The organism is Paraburkholderia sediminicola (assembly GCF_046030555.1).
In the GTDB taxonomy this organism is placed as follows: Bacteria; Pseudomonadota; Gammaproteobacteria; order Burkholderiales; family Burkholderiaceae; genus Paraburkholderia; species Paraburkholderia sediminicola_E.
In genome coordinates this window covers 1-19,855 of sequence record NZ_JAQQCH010000048.1, presented here as the reverse complement: position 1 = coordinate 19,855, position 19,855 = coordinate 1, and the positions used below count along the sequence as shown (strand labels likewise).

18 protein-coding genes are annotated in these 19,855 nt (G+C 60.4%); 8 read left to right on the top strand and 10 right to left on the bottom strand.

Annotated elements, in window-relative coordinates:
* On the top strand, window positions 1-301 hold a 301-nt coding region (locus PQQ52_RS34175), incomplete at its 5' end, for a hypothetical protein (protein WP_408221378.1).
* 14 nt (window positions 302-315) lie between these two features.
* Window positions 316-1,431, top strand: a complete 1,116-nt coding sequence (locus tag PQQ52_RS34170; RefSeq protein ID WP_408221376.1) for a porin — start codon at window positions 316-318, stop codon at window positions 1,429-1,431.
* Window positions 1,432-1,680: 249 nt separating this feature from the next.
* Here the strand turns inward: PQQ52_RS34170 and PQQ52_RS34165 are convergent, their stop codons facing one another.
* Both PQQ52_RS34165 and PQQ52_RS34160 read right to left on the bottom strand, forming a co-directional pair.
* Window positions 1,681-1,908 carry a DUF4148 domain-containing protein gene (locus PQQ52_RS34165; protein ID WP_408221374.1) on the bottom strand — a complete coding sequence of 76 codons (228 nt, stop codon included), beginning with the start codon at window positions 1,906-1,908 and terminating at the stop codon, window positions 1,681-1,683.
* A gap of 37 nt (window positions 1,909-1,945) precedes the next feature.
* A complete protein-coding gene (locus tag PQQ52_RS34160; RefSeq protein WP_408221372.1) occupies window positions 1,946-2,221 on the bottom strand; it encodes a DUF4148 domain-containing protein in 276 nt (91 codons plus the stop codon).
* 326 nt (window positions 2,222-2,547) lie between these two features.
* Here PQQ52_RS34160 and PQQ52_RS34155 point away from each other — a divergent pair, with 326 nt between their 5' ends.
* A complete protein-coding gene (locus PQQ52_RS34155; RefSeq protein WP_408221370.1) occupies window positions 2,548-3,726 on the top strand; it encodes a porin in 1,179 nt (392 codons plus the stop codon).
* A gap of 238 nt (window positions 3,727-3,964) precedes the next feature.
* Here the strand turns inward: PQQ52_RS34155 and PQQ52_RS34150 are convergent, their stop codons facing one another.
* From PQQ52_RS34150 to PQQ52_RS34125, 6 genes are all read right to left on the bottom strand, one after another.
* Window positions 3,965-5,449 (bottom strand): efflux transporter outer membrane subunit, encoded by a 1,485-nt coding sequence (locus tag PQQ52_RS34150; RefSeq protein ID WP_408221368.1) that lies wholly within the window; start codon window positions 5,447-5,449, stop codon window positions 3,965-3,967.
* Window positions 5,442-6,656 (bottom strand): efflux RND transporter periplasmic adaptor subunit, encoded by a 1,215-nt coding sequence (locus PQQ52_RS34145; RefSeq protein WP_408221366.1) that lies wholly within the window; start codon window positions 6,654-6,656, stop codon window positions 5,442-5,444. Before PQQ52_RS34145 ends, PQQ52_RS34150 begins: the two co-directional genes overlap by 8 nt.
* The gene (locus PQQ52_RS34140; RefSeq protein ID WP_408221364.1) at window positions 6,646-9,915 is read right to left on the bottom strand and encodes an efflux RND transporter permease subunit; all 3,270 of its coding nucleotides are present in this window, start codon (window positions 9,913-9,915) and stop codon (window positions 6,646-6,648) included. The genes PQQ52_RS34145 and PQQ52_RS34140 overlap by 11 nt, the downstream gene beginning before the upstream one ends.
* A 248-nt stretch (window positions 9,916-10,163) precedes the next feature.
* Window positions 10,164-10,838: a response regulator transcription factor gene (locus tag PQQ52_RS34135; RefSeq protein ID WP_408221362.1), complete on the bottom strand. Its 675-nt coding sequence runs from the start codon at window positions 10,836-10,838 to the stop codon at window positions 10,164-10,166.
* 16 nt (window positions 10,839-10,854) lie between these two features.
* Window positions 10,855-11,778 (bottom strand): LysR family transcriptional regulator, encoded by a 924-nt coding sequence (locus tag PQQ52_RS34130; RefSeq protein WP_408221360.1) that lies wholly within the window; start codon window positions 11,776-11,778, stop codon window positions 10,855-10,857.
* A 346-nt stretch (window positions 11,779-12,124) separates the two neighbouring features.
* Window positions 12,125-12,499, bottom strand: a complete 375-nt coding sequence (locus tag PQQ52_RS34125; protein ID WP_408221358.1) for a hypothetical protein — start codon at window positions 12,497-12,499, stop codon at window positions 12,125-12,127.
* Between the two features lie 767 nt (window positions 12,500-13,266).
* On the opposite strand from PQQ52_RS34125, the gene PQQ52_RS34120 reads away from it, so the two are divergent.
* Together PQQ52_RS34120 and rfbC are read left to right on the top strand one after the other, a co-directional pair.
* Entirely contained in the window at window positions 13,267-14,262 is a 996-nt protein-coding gene (locus PQQ52_RS34120) for a GlxA family transcriptional regulator (protein ID WP_408221356.1), read from the top strand.
* Window positions 14,263-14,377: 115 nt separating this feature from the next.
* On the top strand, window positions 14,378-14,929 hold the full coding sequence (gene rfbC / locus PQQ52_RS34115; protein ID WP_408221354.1) for a dTDP-4-dehydrorhamnose 3,5-epimerase: 552 nt from the start codon (window positions 14,378-14,380) through the stop codon (window positions 14,927-14,929).
* A 29-nt stretch (window positions 14,930-14,958) separates the two neighbouring features.
* Here the strand turns inward: rfbC and PQQ52_RS34110 are convergent, their stop codons facing one another.
* Window positions 14,959-15,855, bottom strand: a complete 897-nt coding sequence (locus PQQ52_RS34110; protein ID WP_408221352.1) for an EamA family transporter — start codon at window positions 15,853-15,855, stop codon at window positions 14,959-14,961.
* Window positions 15,856-15,937: 82 nt separating this feature from the next.
* Here PQQ52_RS34110 and PQQ52_RS34105 point away from each other — a divergent pair, with 82 nt between their 5' ends.
* Window positions 15,938-16,861 carry a LysR substrate-binding domain-containing protein gene (locus tag PQQ52_RS34105; protein ID WP_408221350.1) on the top strand — a complete coding sequence of 308 codons (924 nt, stop codon included), beginning with the start codon at window positions 15,938-15,940 and terminating at the stop codon, window positions 16,859-16,861.
* 168 nt (window positions 16,862-17,029) lie between these two features.
* Complete coding sequence (locus tag PQQ52_RS34100) at window positions 17,030-17,659, top strand: GNAT family N-acetyltransferase (RefSeq protein ID WP_408221348.1); 630 nt, start codon at window positions 17,030-17,032, stop codon at window positions 17,657-17,659.
* Between the two features lie 210 nt (window positions 17,660-17,869).
* Here the strand turns inward: PQQ52_RS34100 and PQQ52_RS34095 are convergent, their stop codons facing one another.
* On the bottom strand, window positions 17,870-18,031 hold the full coding sequence (locus tag PQQ52_RS34095; RefSeq protein ID WP_035551387.1) for a DUF1328 domain-containing protein: 162 nt from the start codon (window positions 18,029-18,031) through the stop codon (window positions 17,870-17,872).
* 202 nt (window positions 18,032-18,233) lie between these two features.
* Here PQQ52_RS34095 and PQQ52_RS34090 point away from each other — a divergent pair, with 202 nt between their 5' ends.
* Window positions 18,234-19,226, top strand: coding sequence for a LysR substrate-binding domain-containing protein (locus tag PQQ52_RS34090; RefSeq protein WP_408221346.1), 993 nt, complete (start codon window positions 18,234-18,236; stop codon window positions 19,224-19,226).
* The last annotated feature ends 629 nt before the right edge of the window (window positions 19,227-19,855 follow it).

Below are 19,855 nucleotides of genomic sequence, written 5' to 3'. Positions count from 1 at the left end.
AGGCCAAAGGCCAAAAACCAAAAACCAAAAAACCCAGATCAAGGAAACACCAACGCCACAGGCGAACAGACAAACAAAGCGCCGCGCAGGCAAAAAAAATCAAGCCCCCCAACACCGTAGGCACAAACCCAAAACAAAAATCACCCCTCCCATGCATCTTGGGTCAACGCCTCATTCAAGAAAACCAACAAAAAAACTGAAAGTCTGTATTGCAGATGCAGCCGTTTCTGACCTCGATATATTCACTCCGTGTTCACACAGAATTGCAAATTCTCCACTGCTATCAGGCATCCTTAATTAAATGAAAGGTGATTCATGAATCAGAAGATGAAGCTGACCCACTTGGTCGGGGCACTCCTATGTGTCGGCGTCGTTTCCACCGCGCACGCGCAAAGCAGCGTCACGCTCTACGGACTGCTCGATACGGGTATCGACTTCGCCAGCAACGTCAACGGTAACCATCTCTATCAAATGGCCAGCGGCGTTAGTGCAGGTAGCCGCTGGGGCCTCCGAGGCAAAGAAGATCTCGGTAGCGGCCTCTCAGCCGTGTTCGACCTGGAAAGCGGCTTCAATTCGACTAACGGTGGCCTCGGCAGTGGTCTGGCCTTCTCCCGTAACGCCTATGTCGGACTCGCCAGTCAGACAGCCGGTACGGTCACCCTCGGCCGGCAGTGGGATCCGGTCGTCGATCTCATCGAACCGTTCTCGCTCAACGGTACCTACGGCGGCTGGTATTTCTCTCACCCCAATGACATGGATAACCTCGACAACGGCTTCGCTATCAGCAATGCGGTGAAGTACACGAGTCCCACCATCGGTGGCTTTACGGGTGAAGCCCTCTATTCGTTCGGCGGGCAGGCGGGACAGTTCTCGAATAACTCCGCCTATAGCGCGGCTGCGTCGTATACGAACGGACCGTTCTCGATGGGGGCGGGCTATTTGCGGGTCAATGATCCGGAACAGGCGATCCAGAGCTATCAGAACGGCTCGGGCTTTACCAATGCGGTGTACGGCAACTATCTGGCCAATGCACGTAGCCAGGGTATCTTCGCCGCCGGCGCTTCTTATCAGATCGGCAAGTTCAAGGTGATGGGCAACTTCACCAACGTCAATTTCCTGCAGGGCGATGCGGGACAAGACGTCAAATTCCAGAACTATGAAATTGCCGGTACCTTTGCGGCAACCAGTCAGCTGAATCTCGCTGCCGGCTACACGTATACGGATGGCCGCGATCATGCGACCAATCAGGAGCCGAAGTATCAGCAGCTCAATCTGAGCGCGGAGTACGAATTGTCGAAACGCACCGCCATCTATGCGCTCGCGGCACTGCAGAAAGCGAGCGGCGGCGCCGTCGCGCAGATCGCCGGCTTCGATCCTTCATCTGACGGCAAGCAGGTGGTCGGCAGAGTGGGTATTCGACACTCGTTCTAAAGCGTCAGCATCAAGTAAAGAGCGCGCTGCCCGAAGGGGGAGCGCGCTTTTTTTTGTTCATGAACCAAAATAGATATTGCAGAAACTCGGTGGACCGACACAGTTGTCGGCGCTGGCGGGTGTCGTTGTCGTTGCGCAGCCGGATAACAGCAGTCCGGCTGCAACCGCGGCAACGGCAAACGAAGCAGATCGTTTGATCGCGGTGCGAAGAGTCATGGATGTCAGGGCGAGAGATGCGGCGTGTTGCGTTTAACGATAGAGCCGATTCAGATAATTTAACTGTCCATCGTTCTCGGCTTTGATCAGTTCCCGGTAAACCTGGGCCCGTGTTTTGCCATGCCCATTCATTGCGTTCGGCGAAGTCCACCCGCCGGCGGATGTCAGTGCTGTCGATCGGCTCAATGTCCCGCCCACCGGCGGCGCGGCGTTGGCCGACGTGGCCGCTGCCGCAAGGCCGGTGGCGAGAAGCAGCGCCAATGCGGCGCGCACCCGGTTGCTTGTCTTCGCGTGCATCTCAGTGTGCGTAAAGGGTCGAGTTCAGATAGGCGAGCTGGCCGTCTTTCTCTGCATGCACCAGTTCCTGATAGACCTGCGCACGCGTCTTCCCGCCGGTCGCCTGACCGTAAGGCGGCACCCACGATCCTGCAGCGCCCGCCGCGGCCGTGCTGTTCTGTGCCACTTGCATAGCCGGCGCGGCGGTCTGTTGCGCCGGAGCCGTCGTCGATTGAGCGAAAGCAGAAGCCGTTGCGGTTGCACCGATGAAAGCGATGGCGAGCGTCAGAGATTTCATGTTCGTAATCCTCACAAATCAAATTGGATGGGACCGATTCGCGAACCGCTATGCATTCGTGGATCGGTTGAAGAGAAGGATAGTCACCTGGCTTTAGCGGATCGGTGGTGTGCGCATGAAAAGATATTTATCCGCTGAAGCGCCGGCGGGCTAGTGATTAAAGGACTTGTCGGGCGCATGTCATGAACATAAAAAACGTTTCATGAATCGGGCGGTTTTGATCACGGGTATGTCACCCCGCAAATCTACATTGCGGCTACCCGCACGGTGTGTGGGATCGGTCCGTCAATGCGCGGATCGGCGCCTTCTCTTACCCGGAATCAGACATGAATAAAGCATTGGCAACCACACTCGTCGCGCTGGCAGGTACCTTCGGCGCGGCAGCGCACGCACAAAGCAGCGTTACGCTCTACGGCACACTCGATACCGGCATCGATTACATCAGCAATCAGAAAACGGCTTCGGGCGGAAAAAGCAACTGGATGATGGAAAGTGGCAACGTGAGTACCGATCGCTGGGGCCTGCGCGGTAATGAAGACCTGGGTGGCGGGCTGAGCGCGGTCTTCGATCTGGAGAACGGTTTTAATATCGACAGCGGCAAGTTCTCCAACGGTGGCGATGAGTTCGGCCGACAGGCATGGGTCGGCATTGCCAGCAAACAATGGGGTACCGTGACGATGGGGCGGCAATATGATTTCCTCGTCGATTTCGTCGCGCCGCTTTCGGCGACCGGCTCGGGGTTCGGTGGCAATATCGCCGACCATCCGTTCGATAACGACAACCTCAACAACGATCTGCGCATGAACAACGCGCTGAAATTCCGCAGCGCGACTTATGGTGGCATCACGGTTGGCGGCGCGTATGCCTTCAGCAATGCGGCGGGCGGCTTCAGCAACAACAATGCCTATAGCCTCGGCGCGCAATGGGCAGGCGGTCCGTTCAATCTGGCGGTGGCATATTTACAGGTGAACCAGCCAGGCGGTGTCAATCAACCCAACAATACCGGTGGCGCGGTGAGCAGCAGTGACGGGGATGCGACTTTCACCGGGGCACGCCAGCGTATCCTCGGTGCGGCAGGACGCTACACGTTCGGTGCGGCGACCGTTGGCCTTGTCTTTACCCGGACGATGCTCAACGATCCGCATCAGATCGCGCAGGGCGGCGCGTATTCCACGCTCAATGGCGATATGCTGACTTTCAATAACTACGAGCTGAACGCGCGCTACGCGATTACACCGGCCTTCTCGCTGGGCGGTTCGTACACGTTCACCGACGGGCATTTCAGCGACGCCGGGAAGAGCGTTGCGCCGAAGTGGAATCAGTTCATGCTGCAGGCGGACTACGCATTGTCACGCCGAACCGATCTGTATCTGGAAGGCGTGTATCAACACGTGTCGGGTGCTGACGGTATCGCGGTGCTTGGCAATGCGTCGATCTATTCGCTGGCGGCTTCGTCAAGCGATCGGCAGGCGGTGGTGGCCCTGGGCGTGCGGCATCGGTTCTGAGCGCCACCAGTGCGCAGCAAGGTGCCGTAAGCCTGCCTGAAACGCCAACGTCGCCGGTGATGAACCGGCGACGTTTTTTACGACATTGGCGGACTTGGCCGGCAGATTGAATCGCCAGATTGAACCGACAGAATTCGACCGATAGTTTCAACCAGCAGACCCAACCAGCAGACTCAACCGGCAGACTCAACCGGCAGACTCAACCGGCAGACTCAACCAGCAGACTCAACCAGCAGACTCAACCAGCAGAAGCAAGCACCCCTGGACGCCTCGCTTGCGCACTCGCTGCCTGAACGGCAGGCGAGCCCGTAGCGTCGTCCGCCGACCAACCGCCACCCAAGGACTCGATCAGCCCCACTGAAGCCAGCAGACGCCGTGTATTGAGGTTCAATGCATCCGTTTGGGTGGTGAGTTCGGTGGTCTGCGCAGTCACCACGTCCAGATAGCTGACCACGCCGTCGCGATAGCGCGACATCGAAAGCGTCAACGTGCGTTGCGCGGCGACGAGCGCCTCGTTCTGCTGCGTGGCTTCGTCGCCGAGATGATGCAATTGGGCGAGGTTGTCTTCGACCTGCTGGAAGGCGAGCAGTACGGTGGCCTTGTACTTCGCGCCGTTCTCGGCGAGCTTCGCGCGCGCCTGTTGGGTGATCGCTTCGCGGCGGCCGCCGTCGAATAGCGTGAGCACCAGGCTCGGCCCGACCGACCAGATTTCGTTCGGCGCCATTAGCCATGGCGAAAGCGTGTCGCTTTGATAACCGCCATCGAGGCCGAGTGAAATATCGGGGAAGAATGCCGCCTTGGCCACGCCGATTTGTGCGTTGGCTTCGGCGACACGCCGCTCGGCTGCCGCAATGTCTGGGCGCCGTTGCAGCAGCGCCGCGGGCACGCCGGTTGGAATGGACGGCAGATACGCCGTTTCGATCACCGGCGCGAGGGTAAACGTCGACGCCGGTGCGCCGGTCAGGCTGGCGATCGCGTGCTCGTATAACGCGCGGCGCGCGGCGATATCGTCGGCGGAAGCGCTTGCGGTGTCAAGTTGCGTCTGCGCGCGCGAGACGTCGAGGTCGGATGCGATGCCGCCCGCGTGGCGGCTTAGCGTGAGCTTGAGCGCATGCTGGTAGGTGTCGATTGTGTCATTGAGCAATTGCTGCTGTTCGTCGAGTCCGCGCAGATTGAAGTACGCACTTGCCAGATTCGCCTGCAAACTCAAACGTACCGACTCGAGATCGGCCTCGCTTGCCTGCATCGCCGAGCGGCCGGCCGATACCTCGTTGCGGATTTTGCCCCACAGGTCGAGGTCATAGCCAATGCCGACGTCGACCGTATTCGTACCGTACACCGAGGGCTGATCCGCGCCGCGCAGTGGGCGGTTGTCCGATTGCCTTTGGCGATTCACCGACGCTTCGGCGCCGATAGTCGGAAACAACCCCGAGCGGGCCTGCGACAGATAGGCGGTGGCTTCGTCATGGCGCGCCATCGCTGCTGCCACGTCCGGATTGGCAGCCGCCACCTGAACTTCAAGGTGATCGAGCACCGGATCGCGATACACGCTCCACCACGCGTCGCGCGGCACGCGATCGGCCGGTCTGGCGAGCTGCCAGGCGCCGCCTTCCTTGAACGTCGTCGGGATGCTGGTGGCCGGCGCATGGTAGGTCGGCGCGAATGAGCAGCCGCTCACCAGCGCCGCGGCCGCCAACGCGATACAGATGCGGCGTTTATCCATGAGTGCTCTCCGCCGGCCGGCGTTCGGCTAGCGACGTGTCCGTCGTGCCCGCCGGATTGCCTCCAAGCCGCACTTCATCGCCCGAAGTCAGCGAGTCGGGCGGATTGTCGATGACACGGTCCGTGGGATTCAGGCCCGACGCGATCTCGACTTGCGTGCCGAGATCGGTACCGATCGAAACGGATTTGAGCATCGCATGGTTGTCGTTGCCGACGACCGCGACCTGCAAACCGTGCTGCCTGAAGATGAGCGAGCTGGCCGGAATGGACAAGGCATGCGAGTCGGTCGGCAGCGCGAAATGCACCTCGGTGTACTCACCGGGGATCAGCAGGCCGTTCTGATTGTCCACGGCGAGTTGCACCAGCAGCGTTCCCGAAGAAGGGGTGATCGCATCATCGGTGTCGACGAGTTTGGCGTCGAACTTCACGCCGGGGCGTTCGGGCACGGTGAGTGTGGCGGTCATGCCGGGCTTGATGGCGGCGGCCTCGTCCTGCGGCACGCTTACATAGACGCGCAACTGACGTGCGTCGGAGACTGAGAACAGTTCAGGCCCATTGCCCCCGCCCGCGTTGATGAGCGCGCCGATATCGGTGGTGCGCGCGGTGACGATGCCGTCGAACGGCGCCGTGATGCGCTTGAACGACTCAAGCGCTTCGAGACGCCGCACGTTGGCTTCGGCCGCTGCTACCGTCGCCTGCTTGGCAACGAGGTCGCTGGTCTTTTCGTCGGCGTCCTGCTGTGAGACCGAATCCTGCTGCAGCATCTTCGTCCAGCGGCTTGCCGTGGATGCGGCGAGTTTTTCATTCGCCACCGAATTTTGCAGATCGGCACGAGCCTGCTGCAATTGCTGATCGAGATCGGGTGTGTCGATTACGCCGAGCAACTGCCCGGCTTTGACGTGGGTGCCGATATCCGCGTACCACGCATGCAGATAGCCCGACACGCGCGCGTAGATCGGCGCGTTGACGAAGGCGGACAGCCGTCCGGGCAGCACTAGCGTCTGCGCGTCGAGGTCGTGTTTGGGTGTGTACGCCACCACCGTCGGCACGGCTTGCTGGGCCGACCAGGTGGTGAGTTCCTGCTTCGCATGCACGCGGCTGGCAATACCGCTGGCCACGATGCCCGCTGCCGCCAGCAGCACGGCGATACCGACCAGCTTGAGGTGACGCAGCCGCTTCGGCGAATTGATCTCGATCTCAGTGGACATGATGGACTCCGGGTTCGGATGATGAGTGATCGTGCGAGGTGTCGCTTGATGAACTGTGTGAGGGGCCATGACTCGCCGCGTCGCGCCGATGCACGAGGCTGAACACCACCGGTACGAACAGCAGCGTGGCGAAAGTCGCGCAAATCAGGCCGCCAATCACGGCGCGACCGAGCGGCGCGTTCTGCTCGCCACCGTCGCCGAGGCCGAGCGCCATCGGTGCCATGCCGATGATCATCGCGAGCGCCGTCATCAGCACCGGGCGAAAGCGCGTGAAGCCGGCTTCCATCGCCGCGACCAGCGCATTGCCGGTCACCGCCAGCCGTTCGCGGGCGAAGCTCACCACCAGAATGCTGTTGGCGGTCGCGACGCCCATGCAGAGAATCGCGCCAGTCAGTGCGGGCACGGAGAGCGGCGTATGGGTGGTGAACAGCATCCACACAATGCCGGCCAACGCTGCGGGCAACGCAGTAACGATCACGAACGCGTCGCTCCACGAATGGAAGTTCACGACGATCAGCAGATAGATCAACAGAATTGCGCCGACCAGACCCAGCGACAAACCGAGGAACGCGCTATTCATCGTCTGAACCTGACCACGCAGTGTGACGATCGAACCCTTCGGCACATCTTTCTCGGTCGCATGGAGGATGTTCTGAATCTTCGCGGAGACGGCGCCGAGATCCTGACCTTGGGTGGTCGCAAACACGTCGTAGAGCGGCTCGATGTTGTAGTGCGAAACCACCGCATTGCCGACGCCGCGCGAAATGGTCGCGATGCCGCCGAGAATCTGCGCGTGGCCGCTCTTGCTGGTCACCGGCAAGTTGCTCAGATTGGACAGGGACGTCATGCGGTATTGCGGCGTCTGTGCGACGATCGGATACGAGACGCCGTTCTTCGGATTCAGCCAGTACGTTGGCGACACCTGACTCGTGCCCGAGAGGCTCGCCACCACGGAATTGGTCACATCCTGTTCGGTGATGCCAAGTTGATCGGCACGCGAGCGGTCCACCGATACGGTGAATTGCGGGTACGTCGACGCCTGCTGGATGCGCGTGTCGGCAATGCCGGGGATCATGCGCATGCGTCGCATCACTTCGTTAGCGTAGCGATGATTGGCCGCCTGGTTCGGCCCAGCCACCTGCAAGTCGATTGGCGCGGGTGCGCCGAAATTCAGAATCTGGCTGACGATATCGGCCGGCAGGAACGCAAACGTTGTTCCGGGAAACTGGCGCGGCAGCGTTTCACGCAGTGTGCGGACAAAGCCGGCGGTGGGTTGGTGGTCCTCGTTCAGCGAGATCAGGATGTCGCCGTCTTGCGGTCCGATCGTGCCGCTGTTGTTATAGGTCAGGTTGATACCGCTATTGGGCAAGCCGATATTGTCGACGATACCGCGCAGCTGGTCCGGCGGAATCGCCCGGCGCACTGCGTTTTCGATCAGATCGAATTGCTCGGCGGTATCTTCGACCCGTGTGCCGATCGGGGCTCGCACGTGGATCGCGATTTCTCCGGAGTCGATATTCGGGAAGAAATTGCGGCCGAGCCACGGGGCGAGCAGAAAAGACGCGCCGACTACGATCAGAAACCCCGTCACGAAGCGCTTGCGATGCGTGAGCGCGAGGCCGAGCACGATCCGATACACGCTGCGCACGCGCTCGAAACGATGCTCGAAACCGCGCTGAAAACGCACCAGCGGATTGCGCGACGGTGCCGCGTGCGAATGGCCGCCATGCGGGTCCATCACTGCAGCCAGTTCGCCAGAGGCATGACCGCCCGACGCATGCGGGCGCAATAGGTATTGCGCCATCATCGGCACGAACGTGCGCGACAGAATGAACGACGCGATCATCGCGAAGATCACCGCTTCGGCCATCGGTACGAACAGGAAGCGCGCAATGCCGTCGAGCAGCAGCATCGGCACGAAGACGATGCAGATGCACAGCAAGGACACGAATGCGGGTGCGACGATCTGCGCGGCGCCGTCCAGAATCGCACTGCGTACGTCCTTGCCTTGTTCGAGATGCCAGTTGATGTTCTCGATCGTGACGGTGGCGTCGTCGACCAGAATCCCGACCGCGAGCGCAAGGCCGCCGAGCGTCATCACGTTAAGCGTTTCGCCCATTGCGGCGAGACCCGCAATCGCCGCCAGCACTGCAAGCGGAATCGATGCCGCGATGATCAGCGTCGAGCGCCAGCTACCGAGGAACAGCAGAATCATCAGCGAAGTGAGCGCGGCGGCGATCACGCCCTCACGCGCCACGCCGCTGACGGCGCCTTTTACAAAGGTCGACTGATCGCCCATCGTCACGAGCTTCAATCCGGGCGGCAGCGTCGCTTCAATGCGCGGCAATTGCGCCTTGACACCGGAGATGATGTCGAGCGTCGAGGCAGAGCCGTTCTTCAGAATACTCATCAGCACTGCACGATGACCGTCCACGCGGACCGCGTTGCCTTGCGGCGGATAGCCGTCGCGTACGTGGGCCACATCGCGGATATAGATCGTTGCGCCGTCCACCGTCTTGATCGGCAGCGCGTTCAGTTCGTCGAGTGCTAGCGGGCTGTTGTTCAGCTTGATGTTGTATTCGAACCGGCCGATCTTTTCGGTGCCCGCCGGGATGATCTGATTCTGCTGGGCAAGGGCGGTGGCGACATCGTTGGCCGAAAGCTTTTTCGCCTGCAAGGCTTGCGGATCGAGATCGATCTGCACTTCACGGGTCTTACCGCCGTACGGCGTCGGAATCGCCACGCCAGGCACGCTCAGCAATTGCGGGCGAATGAAGTTGGTCGCGTAGTCCGCGAGTTTCTGTTCGTCGAGCGTATTACTGGTCAGTGCAAGTTGCAGCACCGGCACGGTAGACGCGTTGTAGTTCAGAATTTGCGGCGGCGTGGTGCCGGGTGGCATCTGCTTGAGCACCGTCTGCGACACCGAGGTCACCTGGGCGGTCGCGGTGCGGATGTCCACGGTCGGCTGAAAGAAGATCTTCACGATGCCGTAGCCGCGAAACGATTGCGACTCGATATGCGCGACGTCGTTGACGGTCGTACCGAGCGTGCGCTCGTAATAGGTAACGATGCGTCCGGACATATCGTCCGGTTGCAGGCCGGCATAATTCCAGACCACGCTGATCACGGGAATGCGGATGTCGGGAAAGATATCCGTCGGCGTGCGCAACGCGGCAAGCGGACCGATCAACAGGATCAGCATCGCAAGCACGATGAACGTGTAGGGCCGGGTCAAAGCTAACCGGACTATTTTTAACATCGAAGGCTGCTCCGTTCAGAGGCGCGATTGAATCTGCGCGGGCGTGTGGCGGTTGGGGCTTGCACCATTGGTGTAGCCCGGTAACGGCATTCTGGAGAGCGGGTCCTAACAGTCGCGGACTAAACAAATGAAACTAGTTTTAGGAAGCCGCGAGGGTGTGTGCGATTGCGTCGATAGTCGCGTTGCAACGGCTTTAGCGCTGCATGCAGCGCTAAAGCTTCGTCGGAAAACCTGCGAATGGAACGGCGTCAGCCGAACAGATAGCCTGAGCCTCGAATGGTGCGAATCAACGGACGCTCGCCAGGCGTCTCGACCTTCTTGCGCAAACGGCCTACGTGTACGTCGATCAGGTTCGTGCCAGGATCGAAGCGGCAGCCCCACACGGCCTCAAAAATCATCGTGCGTGTGAGCACCTGGCCAGTGTGTCGCATCATGAATTCGAGCACGCGGAATTCAGTGGGTTGCAGATCGAGTTCGCGCTGCCGGTGAGTGACTCTGCGGCGCACCAGGTCGATTTCCAGCGCGCCGCTGCGCAGCATCGTTTCAGCTTTGGCGTGACGTGGCCGACGGCGCAACAGCACTTCGACGCGTGCGAACATTTCCTCGGGCGAGAACGGCTTGGTCAGGTAGTCGTCGCCGCCCGCGCGCAGACCCTGAATGCGCTGATCGACATCGGACATCGCACTCATCACGAGCACGGGTGTTTCCATGCCAACACCGCGCATCGTCGCCACGATAGTCAGGCCGTCGAGATCGGGCAGCATGCGGTCGAGTGTGACGACGTCGTAGTCGCCCGCCATCACTTTCGCCATCCCTTCGCGGCCGGTGCGCGCCACGTCGACAGAGAAACCGCTTGCGCTGAGGGTGCGGACGATGTCGTGTGCGATCAACTCGTCATCTTCGATCGTTAGTATTTTGGGCATGGTGCGCGCGCCCCGTTCAAGCTACCGCCCGCAGCGCGACCGGGCGGTCCGGCGCACGATACTGGCTGACCGCGAAGTCGATGAAACTGCGCACACGCATCGACAGGTAATTGCGGCCGGAGTAGAGAATCGACACCTGGCGCGGACCGCCGTTGATTTCGAATTGTTCGAGCACGGGTACGAGCGTACCCTGCACGAGATCGTCGGCAATGATCGGCAGCGGCAGCAGGGCGATACCCATATGGTTGAGTGCGGCTACGCGCACCATCGTGCTACTCGTTGCAGTGAGCGCGCTACCGGTGTTGACGCGGTAGATACCGTCGTCGTCCGCGAATTCCCAGGTGCGCGACGAACCGTCGGAGACCGTCAGCAGGCCATGGCGGTTCAACGCAGCCGGATCGCGAGGGGTGCCGTGACGCGCCAGATAGATCGGAGAGGCGACAGTCAATTCATCGACACTGGTCAGCATGCGGCTCACCAGCGTGGAATTGGCGAGCCGCCGGTCATCGGAGAAACACACGTCGAAACCGCCTTCCACCAGATCGATATGCGTGTCGAACGTCGTCACGTCGAAGTCCACGCGTGGATGCAGCGTGCGATACGCGGCCAGCAATGCGCCCAACCCGGCGGTAGCGAACGTCATCGGCGTAGCGATCCGTAACGTGCCCTGCGGATCGCGTGTTGTCTCAAGCAGATTCGATTCCATTTCGTCGAGCTTCTCGATGATCGTGCGGCAGCCGTCCAGATATTCGCGGCCTACATCGGTCAGCGAAAGACTGCGCGTGGTGCGGTTCAGCAAGCGCATGTTCAGATGCGCTTCCAGTGTGCCGACGCTGCGCGTGACCGCCGCTGCCGACATCCCTAACTGTCTCGCCGCAAGATTGAAGCTGGCGAGATCGACCACTCGTGTGAAGACACGCATCGCTTGTAGCTGGTTCATGTTGGAACAGTAGAGAAGGACGATGGATGCATCATCGGCGATCGCAGATAAAACGGCACAGCTAGGTGGATTAAGTCTTTTTTAATTTTGTGCAATGTTCATGAACTGGATGGACGACCCTGTATCTGGATCATCCCGCTAACCATAAGCAAACCTAAGCGACGTGCAAAAAAAGAGCGCGGACAAAGCCGCGCTTCGGAAAGAGACCTGAATGAAAGTAACCGCTATGAGGCGGCGAGGGAAGTATAGATGTGAGGCTCAGCGAGGTGCAGACGTAATCTGAAACGCTGTGCTACGCGAAACGCAACAAGCTGCGTGAGCTCGTAATCCAGCCGATTCAGTCGATTCAGTTGAGCATGCCGTGGACTTCGAGCGATGCTTCCAGTTGCTGTGTCAGCGCGTGATGCAACCTGGCGAGGCTTTCGGTGGGGAGTGCGAAGCCGGCCCAGCCCAGGCCGGAATGCCGCAGGAATAGTACGGCGCCGTCATGCAGTGGATGTTTTTCAGTGTGCCAGCACGGATCGATTTCAATCACGTACTGATGGGTGCGCAACGGTTCTTTAGGCACTTCAGGGCGCATCGTGGCACGCAGCGCGCTGAGGTGTTCGATCACGGCGTCCAGATCAGGCACTTCGAGCAATACCGCACTGTCCTCGATGGCGATGCGAACCGCGTTTTGTCCATATTCGTTGACTTTTTCGATGCTCATGGGGCGCGACATATTTCTGCTCCTTCCATCTCTCACGGTACGCAAATTATGGCGCTGCCACCCTTAACCAAGTCTTAAAGTGCACGATCCGGGGATGAAACTTTGTTTAAGGAAGCCGCCTGGCACGATTTTCGCCACGCCGCAGATTCGTCCGATGTTCTCGCGGTGGTGGGGGCGGATGACTGCCGCATTTATTCATATGTAAAAGAGGGCGGATGTTTCAATATAGAAACGTTTTTAGTCGATTTGGAATTGGCTGTCGAAATGCTTAATCCGGAATGTTTCCATGAATGTGCGGTCCACCACATTCACACTGCCGATAAATTCCCGATTTGCGAATAAGAGCCTGAATGAACGTTCATTATTTGCGATGTTTAGAGTTCATGTTTGAAACAATTATGGATGCGATTGCTGTAAGCCGATGCCCGGAATCACACTGTGCGAGCCGGCTTCGTGCGTTGCCGTGACAGGCTCAAGAGCGAGCAAATATAAGGCTCTGCGGCGTTCCGAAGGAAGGCGATCCGGTACGATCTACCGCTGTAGCGGCTCATATGAGGGCGCTCATATGAAACAGCCAATAATGGGTTTCTTCATACATTGGTTTTCGCAATGCCAATTTGTTTTTCAAATTTACTATGGCGAGCCATTACGCTACCATCACGCATAATCCGTTAAGCAAAATTGCCGGCAGTTTTCAATCGCCGTGATTAAATTCGACCATATCGGCCGGCCGAAGGGATAGCGGGGTCCGCAACGCACGACAGTTTTGAGGGAACATCATGCCGCACATGCACCTGGATACTGTGAGGATCACCTGGTTACATACGCCGACGCTAAACGTGCGCAGTGCAGCGCGGCGAATCGGCGTTTTGCTGTTCGACGGTTTCTGGCTGCTCGGACCTGGCACGGTGGTCGAGATGTTCCAGACCGCTAACGAGCTCTCCGGCTCACGGGCTGGCGAAGAGCCGCCTTATGAAGTGCAGTTTCTGTCGATGGGCGGCGGCAGCGTCGCGAGTTCTTCGTCAGCGCGGATCTGGACTGACCGTATCGACACACGTTACGGCAGCGGTTTCGACGTGCTGTTCATTGCCGGTGGCTACGGCGCACATGAGGCCGCGCTCGACGAACGGCTGCTCGGCTGGCTGCGATCGGTGCAAACGCGCACTCGCGCGATCGAGACGATCGGCGAGGGCCGTCTCGTGCTGGAGGCGGCGGGCCCCGCAGACCATGACGGCCTCCAGGTGAACCGGTATCTGAACAGCGCCACGACCGATGCCGCGCGCAGCGCTGCCAACGATCGTAACGACTGCGCGCGCAGTGCGCTGATGTTCATCAAGCGCGATCTCGGCGCGGAACTCGCGCGCAGCGTCGCTGATCGGGTCATGCCCGGCATGGCCGCCACCTGGGTGCCGCTGCCGGCAGAAGGCGGCACGCTCAGTGTTGGCGAGAAAATCCGTGCAGCCGCGCGCTGGATGGAGGCGAATTGCGATCGTTCTGTCTCGGTTGCCGACGCCGCCCAGGTGGCGGCGATGAGCGAGCGAAATTTTCTGCGGCGCTTCAAGCATGAAATGCACGTCACACCTTCTGACTATCTGCTGCAGGTGCGGCTGCGCATTGCCTGCAATTTCCTGACTGAAACCGAATTACCGGTGGACAAGATCGCGCGCCGCAGCGGCACCGGCAACGGCGATCGCCTCGCGAAGATATTCCGCAAGCGTATGGCGTTGTCACCGACCGAATATCGCGCACGCAGCCGGGTGCCGACCGAGATGTAAGCTTGGGCAGGCGCCGTGCAGACGGCGTACTTCATTGTGAATGGATGCGTGCGCAGCGGCGTGCGCAACGGCATGCGTGTTTTCTGCGGACAGGCTTCTTACGAGCACAGTGGCCATGGGCAACAAGGTAATGGCGACGGCATTGCCGGAGGTCAAACTCATCGAGCCCGAGGTGTTTTGCGACGAATTCGGCTTCTGCTTCGAGAGCTTCAGTGCGGATGAGTTTACTGACGACGTCTCGCACGGTTTCAATTTCGTGCAAGACCGGCATTTGCGGGCGGTGCGTGGTGTGTTGCGCGGGCTGCACTATCAGGTGCAGCGACCGCAGGGTCGTCTCGTGCGCGTGGTGGTGGGGGAAGTGTTCGACGTCGCGGTAGACGTGCGGCTCAATTCGCCGAACTTCGGCAAATGGAGCGGCGTATATCTGAGCGCGGTCAATCACCGGCAGGTGTGGGTGCCGCCGGGCTTCGCGCATGGTTTCGTCGTGCTTTCCGACGTCGCCGAATGTCTTTGGAAGACCACCGAATACTGGTTCCCCGAACTCGAGCGCTGCATCTTGTGGTGCGATCCTGATATCGGCGTCGAGTGGCCGATCGAAATCGAGCCGATTCTTGGCGCCAAGGACGCAGCGGGCCGGCGTCTTTACGAAGCGGAAAACTTCGCCTAAGCACGGCACACGCCGCGATTCAGTACCGGTCAGCGCGTCGCCGCCACGGCGCCGACGCTCGCGGCGACCACCAGCAGTGTGCCTGCTATCTGCAAGACCCCCATTGGTTGATGCAGCACCACGAAGCCGGCCAACGCGCCGATCGCGGGTTCGACACTCATCAGGATCCCAAACGATGCGGCCGGCATGTGCCGCAATGCCACCATTTCCAGCGCGTACGGTAACAACGGAACCAGCAACGCGAGGCCCGCGGTTGCCGCGATCTGGCCCGCGGCAATGTGTATGCCGCTTTGCGCGAAGCCGAATGGCGTGGCGACCAGCGCCGCTGCAATCAGTGACACCGACAATCCTTCGAGTCCGGCGAACACGGTGCCGATCTTCTTCATCAGCACGATATAGCTGCCCCAGCCGAGCGCGGCGCCAAACGCGAGCAGCACGCCAAGCGGTTCGCCGATCCAGCCCGCGCGATCACGCGAAAGCAGTAGCACGCCGGCAATCGCCAATGCCGGCCACGCTAATGCTCGCGCGCGACGTACCGCGAAAGTCGCCACGGCGAGTGGCCCGAGAAAATCGATCGCGACGGCCAGCCCCAATGGGATCCGCTGAAGTGCCGCGAAAAAGCACAGCGTCATGCCGGCCATTGCCGCCCCCAGCGCACCGGCCGCGAGCCAATGCGAGCGCGAGTAGGTGAAAAGCCGCGGGCGCACCAGCAACGCAAGCACTGCAGCGGCCCAGCAGAGGCGTAACCAGGTGGTGCTGAGCGAACCGTACGCCGCCATCGTCGGCGCAGAGAGCGCGGCGCCGAACTGCACGCTCGACATCGACAGCACGCACAGGAGCGCCGCACCCGCCGCAGCGCTGGCCGGCTTGATTATGGTTGGCGCTGGCGCGGAATTCAGCGCTGGTTTGATCGTGGTGTCCTGCATTGTGGCCTCGTTGCCGCTCGTTCGGATTCGTTGGACGCTATCTTATCGGTGCAGGCGGTATTAAGATAAGTTGATATTTCTTATGATCACTTCAATAAACGTGATGACCCGAGATCTCGACAGCAATCTCCTGCGTGCGTTCGTTACCGTTGCGGAGACCGGCGCCGTGGGCGTGGCGGCGGTGCGCCTCGCGCGTACCCAGGCGGCGGTGAGCATGCAATTGCGTCGGCTCGAAGAGGAACTGGGGCAGCGTTTGCTCGATCGCTCGCCGCGTGGCGTGCAACTGACCGAAGCGGGTCATCTGCTGTTGCCGTTCGCGCATACGATCCTCGGCGCGGGTGCCGATGCGCGGCGGGCCTTGAGCGCGGGGCAGGTGTCCGGCACGGTGCGGCTCGGCATGCTGGAAGACATCGCGGTCGGCCGTCTGCCGCGCGCGTTGCGGCGCTTTTCGATCGCTTATCCGCAGGTGGCGCTGGAAATCGTCGTCGATACCAGTTCGGCGTTGTCGAACCGGCTTGCGGATGGTGGCCTCGACGTGGTCGTGGGGGACCCCGCGCTGGTCGACTCGGTGCCGCTGCTCACCTGGACGCAGCCGCTCTACTGGGTCGGCGCGCGCGGCTTCAGCCGTGATGGTGACGCGGCGCTGCCGGTGGTGGCGTTCGGCGGCGCGTGTTTATGGCAGCAGCAGGTGTTGACTGCGCTGCGGCGCGCGGGGATTGCGTGGCGCATTGTGTGCACCAGCACCAGTTTGCCGGCGGTGCAGTCGGCCGTGGAAGCGGGGCTTGGTGTCTCGGTGCTGCTCGATGGCAATATCCGTTCGGAGTCGATGCGCGTACTCGGTCAGGCCGATGGCTTGCCCGATGCCCCCACCGCCGATTTTGGGCTTTTCATGCGCGCCGTCTCCGGTGCCCAGGCCGCCGCCGTGCAGACATTGCAGACCTTCCTCTGCGAGGAATTGCATCTCGGCTTGCGGGAAAACGAGTCGCTTACGACACCCGCAGGCTAGTGCATGGCAATCTGCCGATAGCACGTTGGCATGCCTATAAGCACGGTCAACACGGTTAGCACGGTCGCCCGCATACACGTCCCATGTGAGTTTTTACGACATTTTTTCTTGAGACGCCTACTGGCGAAATCTACACTTCGTGCATCTTGATAGCGCGAGGTGTTCAACGTGAAGCAACGTGCAACGACGCAGCAATCCGTCCGTATCGACTATGTATGTCACGGCGTGGGCCGTGTCGAACTGCGCCGCTTCGATCCGTCGCGCGATTCGTACGTCGCGTTGACCGCGCTGCTGCATCGGGCTTTCACACGGCTCGGGACGATGGGGCTGAATTGCACCTGTGTGGACCAAACGGTGGAGACGACGCGTTCACGCGCGAGCGGAGGCGATTGCTACGTCGCGGTCTGCGAGGGGCGCATTGTCGGCACGATGACGCTGTATGCGCCCGATCACGAGTCGCCTTGCGACGTGTACCGACGCGACGATATTGCCAGCCTGCGCCAGTTCGGTGTGGAGCCGGTGTGGCAGGCGCGCGGCATCGGTACGTTATTGATCGCTTTCGCCGACCACTGGGCCGCGACACGCGGTTTTGCGGAGCTTGCGCTCGATACGCCGCAACCGGCGGCTCACCTGATTGCGTTTTATCGAGGGCAGGGGTTTCGCATCGTCGATTTCGTGCGGTTCGACGGCAAGCGTTACGACAGTGCGATCTTGAGCAAACCACCGGTGGCGACGCGTACGCTCGCGAACTGGTCGCATAGGTTGACCGTGCCGGCGAGAATTGCACGTGCTGCATGAGGCGTTTGCGTGGTTGGTGCACTTGAAGCGCGTTGCGCGTGCGCTGCGGTGCAATGCGTTCGGGACGTGCGGGCGCGTGACGTGTAGGGTTTGAATTAAAAACTCCGGCGCGGGCAGCAACGATTGCAATACGGTGTAGCAAGTATTGCAATCGTTGCCGGTGCCCGCACTGGAGCGGGTGTTTCTTCGCTTATTTGGTCAATGCGGTGGTCAGCGTCGCATCACGCCCATCAGCAAGGTCACGAGGAAGATCACCACGAAGATGAAGAACAGAACCTTGGCGATTTCCGTTGCGCCTGCGGCAATGCCGCCAAAGCCAAATACCGCGGCAATGATCGCGATGATGAAGAAGATTACAGCGTATCGAAGCATGGGGCCTCCCACCGATGGATTGCTGAATTGAAGTTAAAAACGGCTACCCGCTGTAGGCGCTGTGTGCTTTGACGGGCCATTGCCGGCGAGCGATATACAGCAATAGGTGTGCCCAAGGCGGGAAGAACAGGTGGTGCCCCTAATCGGTCTGCCGATTTAGTGCTGTTACCATCGCGGATCATTGATTCCGCCCACGCCCGCCATGCAACACAATCCACTTAGCGAGATTTCCCTGATCCGCAAGCTGAAGCTCAATCAGCTGATGATCTTCGAACGCGTGCTGGAAACGCGTTCCGTCGTGCGCGCGGCCAACGAGATGCGCTTGACGCAGCCGGCCGTCACCAAGGTCATCCACGAGCTTGAGTCGTGTTTCGACGGTGCGTTGTTCGCGCGCTCGAATCGGGGTGTTGTGCCGACGGAACTGGGATTGCTCCTCGGGCGGCGCGTCAAATCGCTGATGGCGGAGTTGCGCTATATGACTGACGAGCTCAACGACTTTCGGCTTGGCACCAGTGGCCACGTGATTGTCGGCACGCTCATTTCGGCATCGGCGCGGCTCTTGCCCACGGCGATCGCGATGCTGAAGGCGCGCACGCCGAACGTTCTGGTGACGGTCCGTGAGGGTACGACGGCGCATCTGTTCCCGGCGCTGGCGACGGGCGACCTCGATATCGTCGTCGGGCGGTTGCCGGAGCGCGAGTTGCCAATTGCGAGTGCTTTTCCGTTGACGCATGAGGCGCTTTTTGACGAGTCGCTGTGTGTGGTGGTCGGAAAAGGCTATGGGCCTGCGCCGGCTGGCGTGACGCATCTGTCGGAGCTGGTCGGCTCGCCCTGGATCCTGCCGACGCCTGATTCGCCGGCGCGGCTTTCGGCGGAACATCTGTTTCGCGCGGCGGGGTTGCCGCTGCCTACGGATATTGTGGAGTCGTTGTCGTTGTTGACGAATATCGGCTTGCTGCTCGATACGCCACGGATTGCGCTGATGCCGCGGGTTGCCGCGCAGCAGTTTGAAGATGCGGGGTTGTTGCGGATTCTGGATTTACCTGAGAGCGGGGCGTTTGGGACTGTCGGGTTTTCTGTGCGGTCGCATAAGGAGCAGAGTGCTGCTTGTCAGGCTTTTGTTGAGTGTTTGCGGGAGGCGGTGGGGGTGGCTGCGGCTGCGGCTGCAGCGCCTGATGATGTTGTTGGGGTTTGATTTTTTTCCCTGCGCGGCGCTTGGTGTCTGTGTTTTTATGGCGTTGGCCTTTTCTTGAAATGTTATTGGTTTATTAGCGTCGCCCCTGTGCGGGGCGGGCACTTACTTCTCTTTGCCGCCGCAAAGAGAAGTAAGCAAGAGAAAGCGGCTCACACCGCTAGTTATTAAGCGGGTCCCCTGGGCTTGGAGGGGGCGGTGGCGCATCTGGAATCTGTGTTCTCGCACATTCGGCGCCAGTGACAAGGCCGTCATACTTCCGGCGGCGCTGCGCGCGCCGAAGCGCACTTCATGGAACCGACCACTACGTTTTTGCGCTCGCGCTCCGTCGAGGCGAAGCCGATGGCCCCCGCTGCGCCTTCTAAGCCCGTGGTTTTCCATGCTACATCGTCATCGCCGAGGCAAAGCCGATGGTCCTCGCTGCGCCTTAACGAAGCCTTGGTTTGCCGTGCAACTCCGTCGTCGCCGAGGCGAAGCCGAGGGTCCCACCGCGCCCAAACGAAGCCCCGGGTTTTCCGTGCAGACCCATCCGCGACGCACGCAGTGCGGAGTGGGAGCTGATGAGTGCGTTGTCACCAGGGCTGAATGTGCGAGGACACGGATTCCAGATGCACCACTGTCCCCTCCAAGCT

What these genes read in the sequence shown, in the direction of transcription:
- PQQ52_RS34170 (WP_408221376.1), top strand. Translation starts at nt 316, where the DNA reads ATGAATCAGAAGATGAAGCTGACCCACTTGGTCGGGGCACTCCTATGT.
- PQQ52_RS34160 (WP_408221372.1), bottom strand. Translation starts at nt 2,221, where the DNA reads ATGAAATCTCTGACGCTCGCCATCGCTTTCATCGGTGCAACCGCAACG.
- PQQ52_RS34155 (WP_408221370.1), top strand. Translation starts at nt 2,548, where the DNA reads ATGAATAAAGCATTGGCAACCACACTCGTCGCGCTGGCAGGTACCTTC.
- PQQ52_RS34150 (WP_408221368.1), bottom strand. Translation starts at nt 5,449, where the DNA reads ATGGATAAACGCCGCATCTGTATCGCGTTGGCGGCCGCGGCGCTGGTG.
- PQQ52_RS34145 (WP_408221366.1), bottom strand. Translation starts at nt 6,656, where the DNA reads ATGTCCACTGAGATCGAGATCAATTCGCCGAAGCGGCTGCGTCACCTC.
- PQQ52_RS34140 (WP_408221364.1), bottom strand. Translation starts at nt 9,915, where the DNA reads ATGTTAAAAATAGTCCGGTTAGCTTTGACCCGGCCCTACACGTTCATC.
- PQQ52_RS34135 (WP_408221362.1), bottom strand. Translation starts at nt 10,838, where the DNA reads ATGCCCAAAATACTAACGATCGAAGATGACGAGTTGATCGCACACGAC.
- PQQ52_RS34130 (WP_408221360.1), bottom strand. Translation starts at nt 11,778, where the DNA reads ATGAACCAGCTACAAGCGATGCGTGTCTTCACACGAGTGGTCGATCTC.
- PQQ52_RS34125 (WP_408221358.1), bottom strand. Translation starts at nt 12,499, where the DNA reads ATGTCGCGCCCCATGAGCATCGAAAAAGTCAACGAATATGGACAAAAC.
- PQQ52_RS34120 (WP_408221356.1), top strand. Translation starts at nt 13,267, where the DNA reads ATGCCGCACATGCACCTGGATACTGTGAGGATCACCTGGTTACATACG.
- rfbC (WP_408221354.1), top strand. Translation starts at nt 14,378, where the DNA reads ATGGGCAACAAGGTAATGGCGACGGCATTGCCGGAGGTCAAACTCATC.
- PQQ52_RS34110 (WP_408221352.1), bottom strand. Translation starts at nt 15,855, where the DNA reads ATGCAGGACACCACGATCAAACCAGCGCTGAATTCCGCGCCAGCGCCA.
- PQQ52_RS34105 (WP_408221350.1), top strand. Translation starts at nt 15,938, where the DNA reads ATGATCACTTCAATAAACGTGATGACCCGAGATCTCGACAGCAATCTC.
- PQQ52_RS34095 (WP_035551387.1), bottom strand. Translation starts at nt 18,031, where the DNA reads ATGCTTCGATACGCTGTAATCTTCTTCATCATCGCGATCATTGCCGCG.
- PQQ52_RS34090 (WP_408221346.1), top strand. Translation starts at nt 18,234, where the DNA reads ATGCAACACAATCCACTTAGCGAGATTTCCCTGATCCGCAAGCTGAAG.